General features: G+C 69.2%; 11 protein-coding genes and 3 pseudogenes. 6 read left to right on the top strand and 8 right to left on the bottom strand.

Annotated elements, in window-relative coordinates:
- Positions 1 to 487 precede the first annotated feature (487 nt).
- From ABZX90_RS39715 to ABZX90_RS39725, 3 genes and pseudogenes are all read left to right on the top strand, one after another.
- A complete protein-coding gene (locus ABZX90_RS39715; protein WP_355213229.1) occupies positions 488 to 1,702 on the top strand; it encodes an FAD-dependent oxidoreductase in 1,215 nt (404 codons plus the stop codon).
- A gap of 10 nt (positions 1,703 to 1,712) precedes the next feature.
- Positions 1,713 to 2,651 (top strand): sigma-70 family RNA polymerase sigma factor, encoded by a 939-nt coding sequence (locus ABZX90_RS39720; protein ID WP_355213231.1) that lies wholly within the window; start codon positions 1,713 to 1,715, stop codon positions 2,649 to 2,651.
- A gap of 579 nt (positions 2,652 to 3,230) precedes the next feature.
- A pseudogene (locus ABZX90_RS39725) lies at positions 3,231 to 3,773 on the top strand (MFS transporter); the annotation flags it as partial.
- Positions 3,774 to 3,890: 117 nt separating this feature from the next.
- Here the strand turns inward: ABZX90_RS39725 and ABZX90_RS39730 are convergent.
- From ABZX90_RS39730 to ABZX90_RS39740, 3 genes are all read right to left on the bottom strand, one after another.
- Positions 3,891 to 5,480: a hypothetical protein gene (locus ABZX90_RS39730; RefSeq protein ID WP_355213233.1), complete on the bottom strand. Its 1,590-nt coding sequence runs from the start codon at positions 5,478 to 5,480 to the stop codon at positions 3,891 to 3,893.
- A 565-nt stretch (positions 5,481 to 6,045) separates the two neighbouring features.
- Complete coding sequence (locus ABZX90_RS39735; protein ID WP_351135071.1) at positions 6,046 to 7,323, bottom strand: MFS transporter; 1,278 nt, start codon at positions 7,321 to 7,323, stop codon at positions 6,046 to 6,048.
- A 238-nt stretch (positions 7,324 to 7,561) separates the two neighbouring features.
- Complete coding sequence (locus ABZX90_RS39740; RefSeq protein WP_355213235.1) at positions 7,562 to 8,467, bottom strand: LysR family transcriptional regulator; 906 nt, start codon at positions 8,465 to 8,467, stop codon at positions 7,562 to 7,564.
- 137 nt (positions 8,468 to 8,604) lie between these two features.
- On the opposite strand from ABZX90_RS39740, the gene ABZX90_RS39745 reads away from it, so the two are divergent.
- The 3 genes and pseudogenes from ABZX90_RS39745 to ABZX90_RS39755 form a co-directional block, all read left to right on the top strand.
- Entirely contained in the window at positions 8,605 to 9,423 is an 819-nt protein-coding gene (locus tag ABZX90_RS39745; RefSeq protein ID WP_351131975.1) for a 3'(2'),5'-bisphosphate nucleotidase CysQ, read from the top strand.
- A gap of 41 nt (positions 9,424 to 9,464) precedes the next feature.
- Positions 9,465 to 10,061, top strand: coding sequence for an NAD(P)-binding domain-containing protein (locus ABZX90_RS39750; protein ID WP_355213238.1), 597 nt, complete (start codon positions 9,465 to 9,467; stop codon positions 10,059 to 10,061).
- A 112-nt stretch (positions 10,062 to 10,173) separates the two neighbouring features.
- A pseudogene (locus ABZX90_RS39755) lies at positions 10,174 to 10,503 on the top strand (integrase core domain-containing protein); the annotation flags it as partial.
- A gap of 456 nt (positions 10,504 to 10,959) precedes the next feature.
- On the opposite strand, the gene dacB reads toward ABZX90_RS39755, so the two are convergent.
- From dacB to ABZX90_RS39780, 5 genes and pseudogenes are all read right to left on the bottom strand, one after another.
- Entirely contained in the window at positions 10,960 to 12,561 is a 1,602-nt protein-coding gene (gene dacB / locus ABZX90_RS39760) for a D-alanyl-D-alanine carboxypeptidase/D-alanyl-D-alanine-endopeptidase (protein ID WP_351131977.1), read from the bottom strand.
- An 854-nt stretch (positions 12,562 to 13,415) separates the two neighbouring features.
- Positions 13,416 to 13,599: pseudogene (locus tag ABZX90_RS39765) on the bottom strand (type II toxin-antitoxin system RelE/ParE family toxin); the annotation flags it as partial.
- 106 nt (positions 13,600 to 13,705) lie between these two features.
- Positions 13,706 to 15,004, bottom strand: coding sequence for a hypothetical protein (locus ABZX90_RS39770; protein ID WP_355213240.1), 1,299 nt, complete (start codon positions 15,002 to 15,004; stop codon positions 13,706 to 13,708).
- A gap of 840 nt (positions 15,005 to 15,844) precedes the next feature.
- Complete coding sequence (locus ABZX90_RS39775) at positions 15,845 to 16,600, bottom strand: leucyl/phenylalanyl-tRNA--protein transferase (RefSeq protein ID WP_355213242.1); 756 nt, start codon at positions 16,598 to 16,600, stop codon at positions 15,845 to 15,847.
- A gap of 29 nt (positions 16,601 to 16,629) precedes the next feature.
- Positions 16,630 to 19,902 carry an amino acid adenylation domain-containing protein gene (locus tag ABZX90_RS39780; protein WP_355213244.1) on the bottom strand — a complete coding sequence of 1,091 codons (3,273 nt, stop codon included), beginning with the start codon at positions 19,900 to 19,902 and terminating at the stop codon, positions 16,630 to 16,632.
- Between the last annotated feature and the right edge of the window lie 71 nt (positions 19,903 to 19,973).

The raw sequence follows: 19,973 nt of genomic DNA on the forward strand, positions 1-19,973 counted from the left end.
CGCCCCCACCCCACCACAACAACCCCCACCCACCAACACCCCACAAAACACCAACCCAGACACCCGACCGACCCCCAACCAACCCAGACCCCACCACCCAGACCCCACCCCACCCCACCCCACCCCACCCCACCCCACCAACGACCCAACAGGCCGACTTCACCGAGCCGAAACCTCACCGGCCAGCCCCTCCCGATCTGATCGACGACGGTGCCGGGGGCGAGACTGCGGTCGCGGACGGCCGCTTCCGTTGGCTGGATCGTGGCTGGAGCCGCGCCGGATTCTCGGTGTTAACGCAGGTCGAAGATCTGGTTCGGATGCTCCGCTTCAACATGCGATTGATGCCGCCCCCTGATTCCGGACGGCCCCCGAGCCCTCGCGGAGAGCCACCCGTACCGGTCCGGTGACCCACCTCACAGCCGGCTCCTGTCAGGAATCACTGCGCTGTCCCGCTCAAGGGGCAAGCGATTCAGACAGGAGCCACACCATGAAGCACCGCATCCTCGTCCTCGGCGCCGGTTACGCCGGGGCCTTCGCCGCCGGGAGTCTGGCCCGCCGCCTCTCACCCGCCGACACCGAGATCACCGTCGTCAACGCCGAGCCGGTCTTCGTCGAGCGGATGCGCATGCACCAGCTCGCGGCGGGCCGGGAACTGGCGACCCGGCGGCTCGCCGACGTGTTCGCGGGCACCGGGACACGTCTGCGCGTGGCGCGCGTCACCGCGGTGGACCCGGAGCGCAGGACCATCGCCGTGACCGGCGAGGACGGTGACGACGAGCTCAGGTACGACACACTGCTGTACACGCTCGGCAGCCGGGTCGCCCACCACAGTGTCCCTGGTGTGGCCGAGCACGCCTTCGACGTCGCGGGACGGCCGTCAGCGCTGCGGCTGCGCCAACGCCTGGACAGTCTGGGCGAAGTCGGCACCGTCCTGGTCGTCGGCGAGGGCCTGACCGGCATCGAGACCGCCACCGAGATCGCCGAGTCGCGTCCCTGTCTTTCCGTGGCGCTCGCCGCCCGTGGTGAGCTGGGAGCCTGGCTCTCCCCGGGGGCCCGGCTCCACCTGCGGGCGGCCTTCGACCGGCTGGGCATCACCGTCCACGAGCACACCGGCATCGAAGCCGTCGGGGCGACGTACGCGGTCGGTGCGGACGGCACCTCCTTCCCGGCCGACGCGACCGTGTGGACGGCCGGGTTCGCCGTCGAACCCATCGCGGCCGCCGCCGGTCTCGAGGTCACCGAGGACGGCCGGATCGTCGTCGACGACACCATGCGATCGGTCTCGCACCCGGACGTCTACGCCGCGGGCGACAGCGCGTACGCGATCGGCGCGAACGGACGGCCACTGCCGATGTCCTGCGCCTCCGCGGGACATACCAACATGCAGGCGACCGACGCGATCGTGGGACGGCTGACGGGACGCCGGGTTCCGAGCGTCAAGAAGTCCTACATCGGCAACCACATCAGCCTCGGGCGTTACGACGCGATCTTTCAGAACGTCGATGGCGACGTACGGGCGAAGTCCTGGTTCGTGGGCGGCCGGAAGGCCGCCCGGTTGAAGGCGGGCGTCCTCAGGGGCAGCCTGTGGGGCGTCTCGCACCCGACCTTCGGCATGCCGAAGCGCAAGCGCCGCCTGACCGCCACCGCGACAGCCGCAGGCACCACGGCAGTTGCCACCGCACCCGAGAATGCTGCCGCATAAGGTCGTCACCATGGAGAGCACCGTCGCCGATCGCTTCGAGGCCGGCCGGGCTCGGCTGGCCTCGCTCGCGTACCGCCTGCTCGGCTCGGCAGTCGACGCCGAGGACATCGTGCAGGACGCGTACCTACGCTGGCACGCCGCCGACCGGGAGCGGATCGAGGTGCCGGAGGCATGGCTGACCAAAGTCGTCACCAACCTGTGCCTGGACCGGCTCCGCTCGGCACCGGTGCGCCGCGAACGCGCGGCCGGTGCCTGGATGCCCGAGCCGCTTCTCGACGGCGACCCGATGCTCGGCCCGGCCGACACCTTCGAGCAGCGCGAATCGGTGTCGCTCGCCGTCCTGACCCTGATGGAGCGCCTCTCATCGGTCGAACGGGCCGTCTACGTCCTGCGCGAGGCATTCTCCTACCCCCACTCCGAGATCGCCGGGATCCTCGACATCTCGGAATCCGCGAGCCAGCAGCACATCCACCGGGCCCGGCGCCGGGTCGCAGCCGCGCGCCGCAGCGGCGGTGAGGTCGACCCGGCATCCGCACGCAAGGTCCTCGAGGAGTTCCTCGCCGCCGCGTCCTCGGGTCGCACCGAACGTCTGGTGGCGCTCCTCACCGACGACGCGACGGCGATCTCCGACGGCGCGGGCCTCTCCAGGACGCTGCGACGCTACGAGACCCCCGAGCGCGTCGCCACCATGATGCGGATCGCCTTCAAACCGACTCCCGCGAAGCGGCGCCTGGTTGGCGGCTCGCCCACGATTCACATCGGGCAGGTCAACGGCTGGCCCGCCGTGCTCCTCGTGCTCGAGGACCGGATCGTGGGCGCCGCGGCGTTCGAGATCAGCGACGGCAAGGTGGCGGCGCTGCACGGCTTCGCGGCCGCGGAACGCCTCGCCCGCCTCACCGGGATGTGGCGGAAGCACGAACCCGACGCGCCGGCGATCGGCCAGTGGTGACCGGCGTCTCCGCCGCACAACGCGCAGTTCTCGCGGATGCGTAGACCGATCTCTCCCGAGGCCGATCTGCTCGGTGACCGATCTGTACGGAGGCCTTCCCGCCGTGGTCGGTTCCGGCGTGGTCGATGATCCGGCCGGGCGCAGCCGGACCGGGATCGATACTCGGCGATGACGCCTGCTTCCTGAGCCGCAAACACGACCAATTGCCAGCCATCACTGGAGTGGAACGCCACCTGACACAGCCACTCACGGTACGGAGAGACACCGCTCCCCACATCAGGCGAACATGTTCGAACGAAGGGTCGGTGCGTCGGGAGTTGCTCGCCCCGCCTCCGCAGCCCTCAATCGCTATTCGCACCGGGTGGCCGAGGGCTAGGGTTCGGGCGCAGCGAGTGCCCCATGAGGTGCTGAGAGATGGTCGGTTTTCCGAGCGCGCGTTGACGTTGTATGCCGTGACGGCCTGTCATCGCGTGCTGCCTTTGATGTTGCGGCATAGCGAGCCTTCCCCTGCCTGAACCGTCGGTACACCTTTCGTGTGCTCGGTGGCGGGCTTCGTTGTCGGCAACACAAGGGATTTCCGTGCCGTCCGCTTCCTCTGCTGTTTCTGATTCCGGTCAACCTGTTCCGTCAAGCCTGTGGCGGGACGCCGACTTCCGCAGACTCTGGCTGGGTCACACAGCCTCCCAACTCGGCGAACACGCAAGTTTGGTGGTTCTGCCGCTCTTCGCCGTCCTGACGCTCCACGCCGGTGCCGGCTAGCTGGGTGTCCTCCGCGCGGTGGGGCAGGCGCCGATCCTGTTGCTCTCGCTCTTCGTCGGCGCGTGGGTGGACAGGTGGCGGACCCGCACGACGATGGTGCTCACGGACGTCGGTCGGGCCTGTGCCCTGGGCGCCGCCGCCGTGGCCGGCCTTTTCGGCTGGCTCGGCCTGCCCGCGCTGCTTGCGCTTGCCTTCGCCGTCGGGGCCCTTTCCGTGTACTTCGACGTGGCATACCAGGCGTCTCTCGTACGGCTGGTGAAACGTGATCAGCTGGTGTGGTGCAACAGCGCACTTGAGGGCAGCCGGGCCGCGGCGCAGATCGGCGGCCCCGCTCTCGGCGGTGCGTTGGTGTCCCTGCTGTCGGGAACAATCGCTGCGACCTGCTGCGCCTTGTTTTCACTCTGTCGTTTCTGTCGATCCGGCGGATCCGCCGGATCCTTGAGGAGACTCCGCCGGGACGGGCGGTTTCTACCGACCCGGTCAACCCGGGACCGAGCAGTCCAGGATCCGCCCGTCCACCGTCCCCACGAGCAGCCGCTGTTGCTCCGCCCGATACGCGACGGACACAGGCGTGACCGGGTGGCCGTGCGCGCGCAGGGTGTGCCGGGCTCGCACCTCGCCCGTCGCCGTGTCCAGGGTCTCCACCTCACCGGTGAGATAGACGACGTACACCCTTCGCTCGTCGCCGTCGAGATCGGCGAGCGGCTTGTCGGTGCCGTACACCCAGCGTGCCTCTCCGTCCGGCAGCCGACGGCTCACAACGTACGTGCCCTCGCGGGCTTCCACGTAGGTGGCGCCCGGTTCGTACGACCGGCCCGCGTGGACGAGGGTGTGTGTCAGCTCGAAGGCGGGGCCGTACCAGGGCTGGAGTGCGGACGCCGGGTCCCAGCGCAAGGGGAAGAGGGCGCGCAGAGTGGCGGGGCCGTGGGCGCCTGGAGGATCGATCGCGTGGATCCACGGCGCGTCGTCGGCCGAGCCGGGACCGCCCACATACAGCAGACGGGCGCTGTGTCTGACGCGTAGCGCCGGGGAGTTGGAGCGGCTGGGGACGAGGCCGAGGCGTGCCGCTTCCTGGTGCGTGGGGGCGAGCAGCAGCGCGGCGTGTGCCTCGCGCCCTTGCGGGCGCAGGGCGAGCCAGCCTTCGTCCGCGGCGCACAGTGCGGGGACCGACGGCACGTCCACGCAGTCCAGCGCACCGCCGTCCGCCGTCGATATCCGGCGAACAGTGGTCGCTCGGTCAACCGGGCGACCCGTCGCCTCGTCGCGCCGGTAGCCGCGGTACGTCACCCACGCCGACTCGTCGTCAGGGGCCGCCTCGACCCGGACGCTCCCCTCCCCGTCCGCAGGAAGAGACCACGTCAGCGCGCCCGACGGATCCCAGCATTCGAGATCCGTGTGCCGGCCGGTGGCGAGCACCCGGCCGTCGGCCAGCACCGCCAGGTCCCGCACCTCCGCCCGCCGCCGCCACCGGCCCTCCGTCAGGCGCGCGAGGGTGTCCTCCACACGCGGGTCGTAAAGGAGCCCGCTCTCGACCATCGGATGGCGTGTGTCGTCGGGGTCGACCAGACCGGCCGGAGCAGACAGCCAGTCGTCCACCGCGACGGCCAGCTCGAAGCCCTTGCGGAAGCCGCCGTCCTTGTCCTCGGGGGAGATCAGCATCGCGAGCCTGCCGTCCTCCAGCCAGCGTAGATGGCGCACCTGGCGGCTCTTGCTCAGCAGGTTCGTCACGCGCCCGGTCTCCAGGTGCAGCAGGAGCAACTGTCCCTGAAAGTCCCACGAGCCGTCGTAGCGGCCGGTGCCGACGGCGACGAGCGGCAACTCGGGGTGAGGCTCGATGGCACATACGGAGTAGCGGGAGGCAACGACGTGGCGCGGACGGAGGGTGCCGGCCTCGTACACGCCGATCCGGTGGCCGAGCCAGTGGCCCGTACCGCGCCACATGACGTGCCCGAGGTCACCGGCGACGATGACACAGCCATGACGCGCGTCGGTCACCGCCCACACGGGCCGGCCAATCTCGGCGAACGGCTGGTCCCCGAGTATCCGGCGGACGGTCAGCTCATCCGGCACAACAATCTCCTCCCTGGTGGCGCACAGTCTGCCAAGCCCGGCGCTTTCCTGCGGTCTTCCGAGGGAATCGACTCATCCGTGTACGTGATCGGGAACGGATCTACGAGGCACGCGTGCCGAGGCGAGCCGGGTCGCAGACTCACCTTGTCGTCGGCAGCCAGCCACGGCCGCGTGCGGCTGACCACGGGGATGGCCATGGCTTTCGCTGCCGCGACCAGCGGACTTCGGCAGATGCGGCTCAAGCCGCACCCACTCGCCACTGGTCGGATCTCCCGACAATGGCCAGAACGACGATCCCATCTCCGGACGCTCACATGATCCGCCGGGCGACCCCTAACCCCGTCACGACGTACGGCGCCCGGGCAGGCTCAGATGCTCTCCGGCGCACAGCGTCTCTTCCGGGCGGGCTTGATTCGCAGCGCTTTCTTTGACGATCTGGTTCGCGGCGAGGATGCAGAGGAGTAGGTCGGCGGCTTGATGAGTCATCGGGTGTGACCGGCGGCCACCGCTGATCCTTTGGCGTCCTCGGATCCTTCCGGGATCACCGGTGGCCGCAGCCCAGGTGCTAGCCGGCCATATCCGTGGCCTCGACCGTGATAGTGGCCTTGTGCTGAGGGATCGCGCCCGCCGGCGGTGCCTGTCGCACGGCCCGGTTGGCTGTGGTGAGGACAGCCAGGGTGAGCAGCCATGCTCCGCAGAGCCAGACCAGAGCTTGGGCGCCCAGGGCGGTGATCAGCACACCCCCTGTCAGCGTGCCGACGGACAAAGCTCCCGTGGTGAGCGTCGAGGCCGCGCTCGTCGTCCGGCCTCGCAATTCATCGGGGGTGATGGCCAGTTGGTGCGTGGTCATGGCCACCGTGTACACCGGGGCGACGAGCGACTCAGCGGCCGCGATCGCGGCCAGTACCAGCGAGTTCGGCGCCAGCGCGTACAGCGGGAACATCAACGCCTCCAACCACAGCATGACGACGGCGATCCGTCCGAGCGGGAAGCGACGCGTGGCCATGTTCGACACCAGTGCCCCCACCATCGCGCCGACCGCCGCGCCGCTGAAGATGACGCCGATCCACAGCGGGGAGGCGCCGAGCCGGCGGGCGAGGGTGATGATCAGCAGGTACCCAGCTCCGTACCGCACCTTGTCAGCGGCCGATACCAGAGTGAGGAAGCGGATGACTGGCTGGTGCCAGAGCCAGTCGAGCCCCTCGCGGATCTCGGTGGTGAGCCGGGCCTTCGTCCGCGCTGCTTGTCCGTCCGTCTGGAACCGGGCGCGCATCAGGCGCAGTGACGCCGCGGACACCGCGAAGGAGACCGCGTTGACGGCGAACGGCACGGTCCGTCCGACGGCGTAGAGCGCACCGGCAAGTGGAGCCCCGATGATGCCCACCGCGCCTGCCGCGGACTGCGTGTAGCCGAGCGCAGCGGACAGATGCTGCGCAGCGACCACGTTGGGCAGTGCCGCGGTATTCGCCACCTGGAAGAGAGTGGCCAGGATTCCGGTGAGCACGGTTGTCACGTACAGCTGGGGCATGGTGAGCCTGTTCAGCCACAGCGCGACGGCGACGCCGACGGTGAGCAGGGTCCGGCCGAGCTCACACCAGATCATGGTGGTCCTACGGTCCCACCGATCGACGAGAGCGCCGGCGATCAGGCCGAACGCCAAGAAGGAAAGGGTGCCGAGGCCGAGTACGAGTCCGGCTTGGGTAGCCGAGCCGGTAAGGGCCAGCACGATCAGCGGTAGGGCCATGAAGTGAGCCTGGTCGCCGATGGCGGAGACCAACTGACCGCTCAGCAGCAGGGAGAAGTCCCGGTTCCGGAACAGGCCGGGACCGCGAAGAGAATTCATTGGAGTTACGCTCCGTAACAGCTCAAGACACATGGGTGACGTCGAAGCTGGTGTCCGAGCTAAGAAACACGGGGCGTAGCGGCCATGCGCGGACCGTACCGAGAGCGTGAACCAGACTGCAATCGGTTTTGTCGAGACAGCCGCACAACACCTGCGGCTTCACCCGAGTTCAGACACAGGCCAGGATTGCCCGCCGCGAGCACCGGCGCCGCCTCCGCGACATCAACGACAAACTCGCCTACGACGCTCCGCCCATTGCCAGCGCGGTTCGCGCCAGGCCGCGCAGCCAGGCGTGGGCGTGGTCGGTGTCGTAGCGCTGATGCCACGACAGGTATATCGGTGCCGACGGCAGTTCGAGCGGGAGGGGGAGCACGACCAGGCCGAGGTCAGCGACCGCGGACCGCGTGGTGGCTTCGGGGACGCTGATCAGGAGATCGGATCCGCGCGCGAACTCCAACGCGGCCGCTTCCGTGGGCGCGGTCGCCACCACGCGGCGGGTGAGGTTGAGCTGCGCGAGGGCGTCGTCGAGGGCATTGCTGAGGTTTCCACGTCGCGAGACGGTGACGTGCTCAGCGGCGGCGTACCGCTTTGCGGTGACGGTCCTGACGCGGGTGAGGGGGTGCCCCTGCCTCACGACGATAACGAGGCGGGTCTCGCCCACGTTCTCGGCACGGACGTCCGGTGCGCTCGGGCGGTTGGCGTTCGCCTCGAGGTCGACCTCGCCGCGCCGCAACTCGGGTGTGTCGATGCTTGATTCCGCGACGAAGCGCAATCGCACGCCGGGCGCCTGTCCGCGCACGGCCGCGAGCAGTGCGGGGCCGCTCAAGGCGATCAGGGAGTCGTGCCAGCGGAGTGTGAAAGTGCGTTCCAACGTTGCCAGGTCGAGTTCGCGGCTCGGTGCCAACACCCCCTGGACCTGGTGCAGCAGCTCGTGCACCTGTTCCCGGATGGCGATCGCATACGGCGTCGGGGTCATCGTGCGGCCTGTGCGCACCAGGATCTGATCCCCGGTCGTGCGCCGGATTCGGCCCAGACTCCGGCTCATCGCGGGGGCGGTGACGTGCAGGCGCGCGGCCGCCCCGGCCACACTTCCCTCCTCCAGCAGCGCGTCGAGCGCGGTGAGCAGGTTCAAATCCAATTGCATGTGAGTAATCCTAGCCGTGCTTGACATGCATTTGAAGTTAATGAAGGGGCTCTATACCTTCGAGACGAGAGAGCAAGACGGAACGCACAGCCTGGCCCGACCAGCCCAATCACCCCTCCTCATACGGGAGTTCCACCATGTCCGAAACGCTTCAGACCACTGACGTCGCCGCCTCCGACGCCGACCTGCTCGACCAGACGGCGATCGCCGTGCGTGAGGCGGGTTCGGCGCTACAAGAGCGTTTCGGCGAGGTGGTCCGCTACCAGACCCGCGAAGAACTGATGCACGCCCTCGCCGCCAACGACGACACGGCCCTTGACATCCTGCGCCCCCGCCTCACTCGCCTGCGCCCGGACGCCGGCTGGGTGGAGGACGAGCTGGACGGCGGGGCGCTGCCGCCCGGCGAATGGTGGGTCGTGGATCCGGCCGAAGGCAACGTCAATCACCTGCACGCCCTGCCGGAGTGGGCGGTGACCGCCACCCTCGTGCGCGAGAACCAGCCGGTGCTCACCGCGGTCCACCTGCCGCTGACCGGCGAGACCTACACCGCGCTCACCGGCGCGGGCGCCCACCTCGACGGCCGGCCGCTGCACATCTCCCAGACCGCGGACCTCGGCCTGAGCATCGTGGCCACCAGCCAGGCCCGGCCGGACGAGGACGAGAAGGTCGTGCGGCGCGTCGGCTCCTCGATCACCGCGATGCTCTTCGACGCGCTCGTCGTCCGCACCGCCGTGCCCGCGACCCTGCACCTGCTGAACGTTGCCGCCGGCCGGATCGACGCCTTCTGGCAGTTCGCCGGCGCCCGCGCGGACCTGCTGCCTGGGGCGCTGCTCGTCACCGAGGCCGGCGGACAGATCTCCGACGCCGCGGGGCGCCCCTGGTCCCCGCAGAGCGAGAGCTTCCTGGCCGCCGCGCCCGGCGTCCACGCCGAGGCCGTCGCCACGCTCTCACGCTGACCACGCACGACAATCTGCACGCACGGAAGGACCAGATCATCATGACCACGATCGCAGTTCTCGGAAACGGCCGCGTCGGCGGCAACCTGGCCACAGCCCTCACCCGGGCAGGGCATGAGGTGACCGTGGCGGACCGCGCTCCGGGCGCCGCCGCAGGCACTGCCCGGACAGCCCAGATCGTCATCAACGCCACCCCGGGCGCCGGTTCGCTGGACCGGCTCGTCGCCCTGCGCGAGGAACTGCGCGGCAAGATCCTCATCGACGTCTCCAACGCCACCGTCGACGGACCGGACGGACTGCCCGCCGACCTGATCTACCCCGGCTCAAGCCTCGCCGAGCAACTCCAGGAAGCGCTCCCCGAAACGCGCGTCGTCAAGACACTCAACACCATGCTCTTCCCGGTGATGACCGCGCCGGCCACGCTCAACCAGGCGCCCGACGCCTTCCTCTCGGGCGAGGACCCGCAGGCCAAGCAGACCGTCCGCGAACTGCTCATCAGCCTCGGTTGGCGCAAGGAGTGGATCACAGATCTCGGCGGCATCCAGACCGCCCGCGCCACGGAGGCCGCGATCCTCTTCGTCCCGCACGTCATCCGGTCCACCGGATTCGCACCCTTCGCGATCTCGATCGCCCGCTGACCCGCACACAGTGCACCGCCCCCGGCGGACCCGCATCCAGAACGGAAACGACAGCGCAGTCCGGGCCGGCGATTCAGCGCCGGACGGCAAACCCGGCGGACGCCCTGAAACCTCGGGTCTGATCCATCACAGCGACCGCGGCTCGCAGTACGTGTCAATTCGCTACGGTGAGCGGCTGATCGAGGCCGGCGCGACCGCCTCGGTCGGCTCCGTCGCCGACAGCTACGACAACGCGATGGCCGAGGCCCTCAACGGCTCCTTCAAGGCCGAGCTGATCGAGCACCAAGGTCCCTGGCGGGACGCTGACCAGGTCGAACACGCCGTCGTCCAATGGGTCGGCTGGTACAACACCGAGCGCCTGCACTCAGCACTCGACTACCTCCCACCCGAGGAATTCGAGACCCAGCACTACCGATCCGAGGCAGCCCTCACCCTCGCCTGAAACCATGAAAACCGGCCGCTACGAAACTCGGGGCAGCTCAATCCGCCGACAGCGGTGCAACCGCCCCACCAGGGCAGTTGCACCGCTGTCGGATCGGCAGGCCTTCGGCCCGGGTGCCGCAAGCACCGGCCTGTGCGCTGCGGGGCCGACCGGTCCGGGGGCTCGTACGACGGCGGGGCCGTGCCGTCCTCCGGACTATTCGTGGGCCGGCCTCCGGCGGGGGATGTCCGACGGAGGCCGTCACCCGCCCGGCGAACTTTCTTTCCAACAGCCCGTGCGCGCAGCCGACATCCAACGGGTCGCGACACCCCTCGGCGCTGGTAAAGCCCTGTCGGGGCCACCGCCCGCCGCCGGGGCACCGCACCGACCGCCGGAGTGTCCACAGCACTGGGGTCGCCTCGCTTTCGAGCCGGGCCTCGGTACTCCGGGCGGTCGTGCGGCGGTTCTCGCGGCGCGCTATTCGTGTGCCGAGGCCTGCTCCTGGAGGAGGGCGGTGATCTGGTTGACGTCGTTGAAGATGCTGATGAAACTGTCGAGGTTCGCGGTGGCGGCGCCGTTGACGCCGACGAAGAAGGTCAGCAGACGGCCGTCGTCGGTCCGCAGATAGCCCGCCTCGTTCTGCGCTGTGGCCGCGAGCTGCTGGTTCAGCTCGTCGTCACCGATGATCGTGCCGGGCTTGGCGAAGACCTTGCCCTTGGCCGGACAGTTGGTGGTGCAGGAGATCCCGTTCGAACCGTCGACGCCGAGGATCGGGAGCAACTTACGGAAGGCCTTGGCGTCCGGGGTGTGCAGCCAGTAGGTGAGGAGCTCGACGAGACCGTTCGGGGTGACCCGCTCGCCCGGCACGCCGCCACGCCCGTCGGCGAGCTGGAACTGTTTCGGGTCGATCTGCGCGACGTCGGTGAGGAAGTCGTGCTCGATCGGGAACGCGTCGAAGCAGTTCTTGCTGCCGCGTGCGACGGCCATGTTGCACAGGGCCAGGTTGGCGCCGAGGTTGTGGCTGACCTTGAGAATCAGCTTGGCGTACTGGCTGTACGGCGGGGAGACGTACGCGGCGACGCGGGGGTTGTTGCGGTAGGAGGCGGGCAGCTGGTTCTGCGGGTTGGGGCCGGTGGGCGGCGCGGTGACGGTGACACCGGCGCGGGCGAGGGCCTCGATCAGCGCGGTACGTCCGAAGGCGTTCGGGTCCTTGATGTTGGAGACCCGCAGCAGCGGCTGTGAACCGGCGGCGATGGTGCCGGAGAGGTGGATCTGGGTGCCGTCGGGCGAGGCGGTCACGTTGACGGAGGTGGCCTGGCCGCTGGAGACCGTCTTGACGGTGGAGGTGACGTGGTACGGCGAGACCTGCGGGCGCCAGAACAGCTTTGCCGGCCGTCCGGGTGTGGTCGGGGTCGTCAGCAGGTCGATCAGGTTGTCGTTGAGGATCAGCGGAGTGGGCTGCGGGTTCAGCGCCGGAGGGGTGAACAGGCGGGGGTCGATGATGACGTTGCCGTCGACCCTGGTGATGCCGGCCTTGCGGATCTGCCGGGCGATCTGGTCGATGCCGGCGAGCGGGTTCTCGGGCGTGAGGGTCGCGCCGGGGAGTTCGGCCTCGGTGTGGTCGATGTCGGTGTAGTCCACGGAGCCGTCGGGCTTGGTGCGCCCGCCCATGGTCAGGTCGCCCTGAGCGACCAGCGCCAGGTTCCCGTGCAGCGTCGACCCGGTGCGGGTGCCGGTCGCCATCACGGGAGTGGTGAAGCGGTGGTTCGGGCCGAGGGTGTGCCAGGCGGTCGAGATGGTGACCAGCTTGACCGTCGAGCCGGGGACGAAGAACTGGTTCGCGAACCGGGAGTGGATCACCCGGCCGCTCTCCGGGTCCGTCTCCAGCACGGCCCACTGCGCGTGCTTGTATTCGGGCTTGTGCATGATCGCCTCGATGGCGGGCCCGAGGCCGTCGTCGTGCGCCGCCGCCGGGGGGCCGGCGGCTGCCGCCCCCGCCAGAACCACAAGTGTCGCACCAGCAGCGGACCAGGTCCGGAGCCGGCCACCACAGATCATCGGTCTCATGCATTCCGCCATTTCTGGAGTTGAAGAAGCCGAGTCGAAGAAGCCCGCATCGCACGGGACCGACTCGCACGGGCCCTACTCGCCGGGCGCTCCTGGCGGCATCGTAAGAACACGAACCGCGCACGTTCCGCTGCTAGGCGCCGTGCCGACAGCGCGTGGGACAACTTCATCCGGTCGGCCGATCTCCGAAGCCGAGGACGCCGGGAGTCCGCACAAAGTGAGCCACTTGTGCAACAGACCCGAAGGGTTGCAGAAGGCTGCGGGCGGGCGCGGCGCTGCGTGGTTGCCGCCGGTGCTGGTCACCGCGCCTCGTCCAGGTTCTTCACCCGGTCAGTGCGAGTCGTTGCCTGGATGTCACGGGCCGTACTCGGCAGCGTCCGCCCACACAATCAGGTCGACTTCCCGGCCGTGGGCGGCGATCAGGTACGCCGTGGTCATCACCGAGCCGCCGTTCTCGTCTCGCCTTGGGACAGCGGCGTCAACGCCACGAAAGGCGGTACTGGGTCATGGAGCACTTCGCCAGGGCCGCGTGCACCGCGGGTGCGGCCCGGTCCCGTAGGAGATCGGGCCGAACCTGTAGCCTGCAGGATGCGCTCACACAGCACCCTGATCGTCTCAACTCCGTCGGCCGTACGTAGTGACTGAAGCAGCCGCATCAGGTCAGACTGGGACAAGGCCATCGTGCGCTCCTCTGGTTGAACTGCCCGTTCACCCGGGAGACTTGCGCGATGGCCTGCCCTTGTTTCAGGGAGCACTCATCGACGGCACTGCGGTTGCGACGTCCGTACCAGCGACGTGTGAGGCGCTGCCAGCAGGCTCCCCATGAGGGCCTGGTACCGCCTGAGATTCTCGGCCGCGTCGCGGTATCAGCCGGACCAGTTACCGCCTTGTCGCCGCCTTGTCGCCGCCTGCCAGGATCACGGCTCGGCGATCGGGCGCGAAGGCGAACAGCAACCGCACTTCCGTGGCCCCGGCCGAGCCGGGGCGGAGTTCCTTGAGGTAGGACAGCGTCGAGCCCTTGATGGCGTCGACCAGAGGCCGGCCCAGCGGGTTCAGTCTCACCAAGGCCGCGGAGGCCATCGGCTTGCGGTGCCCCAGTGACCGACGCTGCCGTGTAGACCTCCGCACGGTCGCGGCTGACGACCTCCCTCCCCACCTAGGACTTGCCCGGCTTCAGATCACCGATCACCCCGATCCTGATGCCCAGCCACGGATAGGTGTGGTTGTAGAACACGTTGTCCTGCGGCTGCAGCCCAACAGCGGAGGGCCACATCTGGAAGGCCGGTGCGTTGGAGATTCCGCCGTGGAGCCGCCGCCACACCCGCAGGGAACTCCGTCCGGAGGGGGGTGCCGTGATCGTGTCGGTCCACTCGACCGCGTTGCCACCCTGGTCGAGAGTGCCCCACGGCGAGGTGGTCCTCGCGCCTCCGACCGTGCTGAGGCTGCCCTGGTAGAGATCGGCATAGGTGCTGGGGTCGAGTCCGATTGGGTTGACGGTGGAGCAGGCCTCGGGCTGCAGCTGTCCCGGGCACCAGCTCGGTGCCGGCTTTCCGCTCGCGTGGTAGGAGGCCAGTGGCTGGGTCGCCGCGTTGGTGACATCACCGGTGGTCGGGTTGAGGACGGTGGGGTTGGGGGCGGTCGCGTCTCCGTCGCCGAAGACTCCCGGGTTGGTCGGGTACTTCCAGTAGGAGTAGGTGCCGCCGCCGCGCGGGTCGTAGTAGGCCGCCTTGATCCATTCGTCCTGGCTCGGCAGGACGAAGCCCGAGCGATGGGCTCGGGTCGTATTCGGCCGGGCCAAGTCGTACATCCCGCGCTCGGTCCGCGCCGACAGCCTGACCTGATAAGTGAAATAGTTGAAGCGGCCGCTGCTGCTGGACTGCTTGGAGATCAGTCGGCCGTTATAGAGCGAGTTGACGAAGCGTGCCGCCCTCAGGAAGTTTGCGAAGCCGTACGGCTTGTCCGCCCACTCCGGAAAGGCCACCGAGTAGTGGCTGCCGCTGTCGGCGCTTCGGGAGAAGTTGATTTGGCCGTACCTCGGCCACGGCGACGAGCTCTCGGTCTCGTCATAGAGACCGAGGCGGTTACGTCCATCGGGATCGGCCGTATTCAGGAACGCCACCCACTGCTTCACAGTGACTTCGAGCTCCCCGATCTCGTAGCGATGGCGCACGCCGCCGACTCTCAGACAAGTGCTCGGGGACGGAGCTTCGGCGCACGAGCGGTACAGGGCGTCCTTGAACGGGAGAATGCCCACCGAAGGATTACCAGGCGCGCCGACCTTGGCGGTCCTGAGTGTGACGACCGCGCCCCCGTGGGAGGGGCTGTCCCCGGAGGGATGCGGCTCGGCGGCAGCAGCACCGGAGCCGGCCGTCACGGAGGCGGCGAGCAACGCCGACAGCCCGCACGCCGCTACGACGGCCCGGCTGAGGCGAGTACCGCGGGAAACGAAGTGCATGAGCATTCTCTTTCGGCCATGGCAGCCCTCTCCGCGGCAACGGCCAGCGCGGATTGGACCGACGATCACTCAACGGTTGACGCCACGCTAACCTCATTCGCTACTCTCCGCTTTCGATCGCTGGCTGGTCGTAGCGGCGCAGGGTGAGCGGCCGGCCCGGACGGGCGCTCTGGATGCGTTGGTTGTGCTCGGTGATCTGCAGGCGCCCGGCCAGGCCCGGCTGAGCCGTACCGAAGCCGAGCAGGCCTGCAGTCCACGTCGTGAATGCGGTAGTGGATCGACTCGTTGTCAGTGGCGACGCGCTTTTGAGAACGGCTCGTCGTTCCAGGCGTCCGTCCTGGCCGTCTCCCTCTGCCAGGCGCCGGGCGGCACCGTGATGTTCAGGGCTTGCGCCGTTTCGGCTCTGTCAATCGACTGGTCAGCTGATCGCCGAGCGTGTGAAGACGACCGTGGCGCCGAAGGCGGCCCCGCCGGCGAGCACGGCGGTGGCCAGCGGGTTGCCGGCAGCGTGGGTGAGGATGCCGGCACCTGCGACGGCCTACAGACCGATCAGGAAGACCACCGCGGAGTGCAGGACAGCCTGCGGAGGGTTGGGGCCCCGGAGCAGGTCACCGCCCTAGCCGCACTACTCCCAGCCGTGGGGCGTTTCGACCGATTCCTCGAGTTCGGCGACAACCGTAAGCGGTTCCGGCTCGGACATGAGCCCAACGGGAACGCCGCTGCCGCAGCAGACCACCCTGGCCCGTCAGCTTGATCCCGTCGGCCTTGGCCCGGTCCACCAGCTGACTGATCAGCTGATCGTCCAGAACGTCCGGCACCAACCCGGACGGCTGAACGCGGTCAGCGCGATCCCGACGGCTGGGCGAGGCGGCGAACGGGCAAAGTGGCGGTGGGCATCGGGAGGCTGTCGGGAGCGGCGCGGCGTAGGTGTCGCACGTACTGCTCTCGCGGTACGAGAATGCCGCCCAGGCTGCGGACGTGCGGGCTGTCCCGCTGCGCGTCGAGCAGCACGCCGCCGGCCTGTGCGAAGCGCGCCGCGAGGTCGGTCACCGCGACCTTCGAGGCACCGGGACGGTGGAAGAACATCGAGTCCATGCTGAAGACCGATCCGACCTGGACGCCGAAGACGCCGCCGACCAGATTGCCGTCCTCCCACACCTCAACGCTGTGGGCATGACCCAGATCGTGCAGGCGGACCAAGCTTGCGATCAGCTCTTCGGTGAGCCACGGGGGGGTGCGGCCGGCGCGGCATTCGCGGACGACCCGCTCGAACCGGCGGTCCAGGCTGGTCGACCACGGCAGCCGGTTGCGCAGCCGCCGAGCGAGGCTCCGGCTGAGGTGCGGGCCCGAGACGGACAGCACCGGCCTGGGGTCGGGCGACCACCAGGAGACGGCGTAGGGATCGGCCGATTCCTCCCCCACGAGCCGAATGTGACCCTCCTGGACCTGATCGGCGAAGACCACCTCGTTGAGGGCGCGGGTGTACTCGTCGGATGCCGGGAACGGATAGACGCCGGCACGGTATGCCGCCAGCAGGCCGGCGGGACTGAGGTCGGCGCAGAAGGCCACCGGACCGTCTGGCGCTGTTTCCAGCACGTCCAGCGCCTCCCATCCAGGACATCGCCTCACCACTGCGCCGCTCCCTGCTCTCGGCTCTTCACCGGCCGGACATTGTCGGCCTGTTGGAGGAAGTCGATGTGACGGTCAATCATCTTCGCGTCCACCGGCGGAATGTCGATCCCGGCGTCCATCAGCGCCCGTTCAGCGTTGCCGCGGGTGAACTCCGGGAAAACGCCCTGGAAGTACATCTCGCTCACCGTGATGTCGGCGCGGGCGCATCGGTCGACGAAGAGCGGGACGAACGGGGTGATCGGGTCGGTGGGGTGCCCGGCCGCGTACTTCACCAGAGCGGCGGTCCACTCGGCGTACGGGATCTCCTGGATCGGGTAACCCCGCTGGCGTAGGCGCTCGCCGAGTGAATCCAGCAGCGTGGGACGGGGGTTGGCGAGGTGGTAGACCTCTCCGCGAGCGGGATGGCGAGTGGAGATGTGTCCGATGGCGCGGGCGAGGTGGTCGGCCGACAGGAAGTCCAGCGGCAGCGGGACGTCGGGACACAGCCCGGTCCGAGCGATGAAATTGATGAGGGCGGCCATCTCACTGCTGGGGTTCATCACCCCGGTTCCGCTGCTGCCCGTGATGTCCATCAGGCGGTAGACGGCGACCGGCAGGCCAGCGTCGGACGCCTTCTTCAGCAGCGCCTCGGCGACCCATTTGGTCTCCACGTATCCCACCGACAGATACTCGGGGAAGCGCAGCGGAGTGTTCTCCGTCACCTCGCGCACCCCGGCCGACCCGAATCCGGCGAGAACCGCCATGCTGGAGGTGAAGTGGACAGGGACGGCCCGGCCGGCGGCGAGGCGGATAATCTCGTATGTTCCGTCGACGTTTGCCGCACGCAACTCGTGGTACGGGTAGATGAAGTTGACCTGGCCGCCGAAGTGGTAGACGGCGTCGATAGTCGATCCCAGCTCCTCGAACCGGCTTGGGGACAGCCCCAGTCCGGGCTTGCCCAGGTTGCCGACGACCGGCTGGACGCGCTCGCTGGACAGATCGCTGAGGACGTACCGCTGGTGGCTCGCACGAATCCGCTCCATGCCGTGCTGGTCCTCGGAGGCTCTGACCAGGCAGAGGATCCGTCCCGTCGTCCTGCGCAGCAGCTCGTCGATCATGTGCGCGCCGCAGAACCCCGTCGCCCCGGTCAGGAGGACGTCGCCGGGGCGACGGGGGTCCGGAGCGGGTGCGCCACGGCCCACGGCCGGAACGCGCCGATCGGCCTCGGCGGCGAAGTCGACGCTCCCGCCGTCCGGGTGGGCCAGTGTGCCGGCACGTGCCTGGCGCACGGACTCGGCGAACGCGGCGAGCGTCGGATTCCGCAGCAGTGAACGGGTCAGGTCGCGGATCTGTGTGATGCCGATGCCGAAGATGACGCGGGTCCGGGCGAGCATCTCCATGGCCAGCAACGAGTTGCCGCCCAGCTCGAAGAAGTCGTCGTACGGACGGACGTAGTCCACATCCAGGATCTGGCCCCACAACTGGGCCATCCCCTGCGGCACCGGATGATCGTCGCCGCCGGTCGTCGGCACCGCGGTCACGGTTTCCGGTACGGCCCTGCGGTCGATCTTTCCGCCGGGCGTGAGGGGCAGCCGCTCCACCGCATGGAAGGCTACCGGGATCATGTAGCCCGGCAGGGCCTCGGCGAGTGCCGACCGCAGCCGTGCGCGCAGCACCGCCTCGCCGCCGGCAAGCGTCGAGGCCGGCGTGAAGTACGCGATGAGGTCCCGGCCGCCGGCGCGCGTCCGGGCCACCACCATCGCCTGGCCGATCTCCGGGTGGGAGACGAGCGCGGCCTCGACCTCGGCCGGGTCGACCCGGAACCCGCGGATCTTCATCTGGTCGTCGACCCGGCCCAGGACTTCCAGGCTGCCGTCCGACCGCAGGCGGCCCAGATCCCCGGTGCGATACATCCTGTCCCCCGGTGCCAAGCCGTGCGGGTCGGGCAGGAATTGCTGTGCAGTCAGGGCGGGTTGCCGCCAGATGCCGCGCGCCAGCCCCGTGCCGCCGATGTAGATCTCGCCGCGCTCGCCCGGCGGCACCGGGCGTAGTTCGGCGTCGAGCACGTAAACGTGATTCCCCTCCAGGGGCCTGCCGATCGGGGCGACGGCGGTGTCGGGCGCGGCGAGCACTTCCTCGTTCAGGTCGCAGAGCGTGGAGGTGATCGTGGTCTCGGTGAGCCCGTAGGCGTTGACGAGCCGCGCGCCGGGGACCCGGTGCAGAATGGCGCGGCAGTCCTTCGCGGTGACCATCTCGCCGCCGACGATGACGAGCCTCAGCGACGCGAGGTTCTCGTCGCGGTCCGGAACGGAGACGATCCGATGCCAGTAGGCGGGGGTCAGGTCGGCGACGGTGATCCCGTGCTCCGGGAGGCGGTGCAGTAGGTCGGTGGGCGCCCACGTATGTGTTCCCGCGAGGATGAGTGTCGCGCCGCTGATCAGCGTGGCGAAGATCTGCTCCAGTGACGTGTCGAAGCCGAGCGCCGCGGCGTGCAACACCCGGTCGCCGGGCCTCAGTTCGTATGCCCGGGCCACCGCGGAGAGGGAGTGTGCCAGCGACCGGTGGGTGATCATCACTCCCTTGGGGGGTCCGGTGGATCCGGAGGTGTAGATCACGTAGGCGAGGTCGTCCAGCCGGGGGCCGGGAGCCGGCCGCGGTCCCTCCGCCGGCGCCTGCGCGGCCGGTTCGTCGGCGTGGATGATACGGGCCTCGCACCCGGCGAACATCGGGGCGTGCTCGCGGCTCGAGACTATGATGCGTGAACCGATCTCCCCGACCAGTCCGGCCATCCGTTGCCGCGGAGTCGCGGGGTCGAGGGGCAGGAACGCGCCGCCGGAGCTCAGCACCGCCAGCAGCGCGACCACCAGCTCGGGCACGCGGTCAAGGCACACGGTGACTACGGACTCCGCGCCGACGCCCGCCTCCTGCAGCTCGTAAGCAAGCCGGTCGGCGCGGCCGGTCAGCTCGGCGTAGCTGAGCCGACCCTCGTCCGAGAGCACCGCGAGAGTGGACGGCTCACGCCGGGCCCGCTCCCGGACCAGCCCGGGCACGGTGCTCGGCCCGGATCCCGGGGGCCGCCGCTCGGCGCGGGCGCTTGCGGGCCGCAGGTCGGTCCACAGGCGGTCGACCAGGCTCCCGCACGACGCGGCGGACGCCGGTCTGCCGATCCGACGCCACCCGGCCGGAATCCGGTGATCGGCGGGCCAGATCGCGTACTGCTCCTCGTCGTTGCTCAGCACGACGCTCAGCGCAGCCGACTCTACCGACGGATGTTCACGTTCCGTCACCTTGGGTCTCCTGCCTCGCGTGGCGTCCTGCGGAGCATGGCCTGCACCCGTCGCGGGAGAGGGCCGCCGCC

It is taken from the genome of Streptomyces sp. NPDC002935 (genome assembly GCF_040611295.1).
GTDB lineage: Bacteria > Actinomycetota > Actinomycetes > Streptomycetales > Streptomycetaceae > Streptomyces.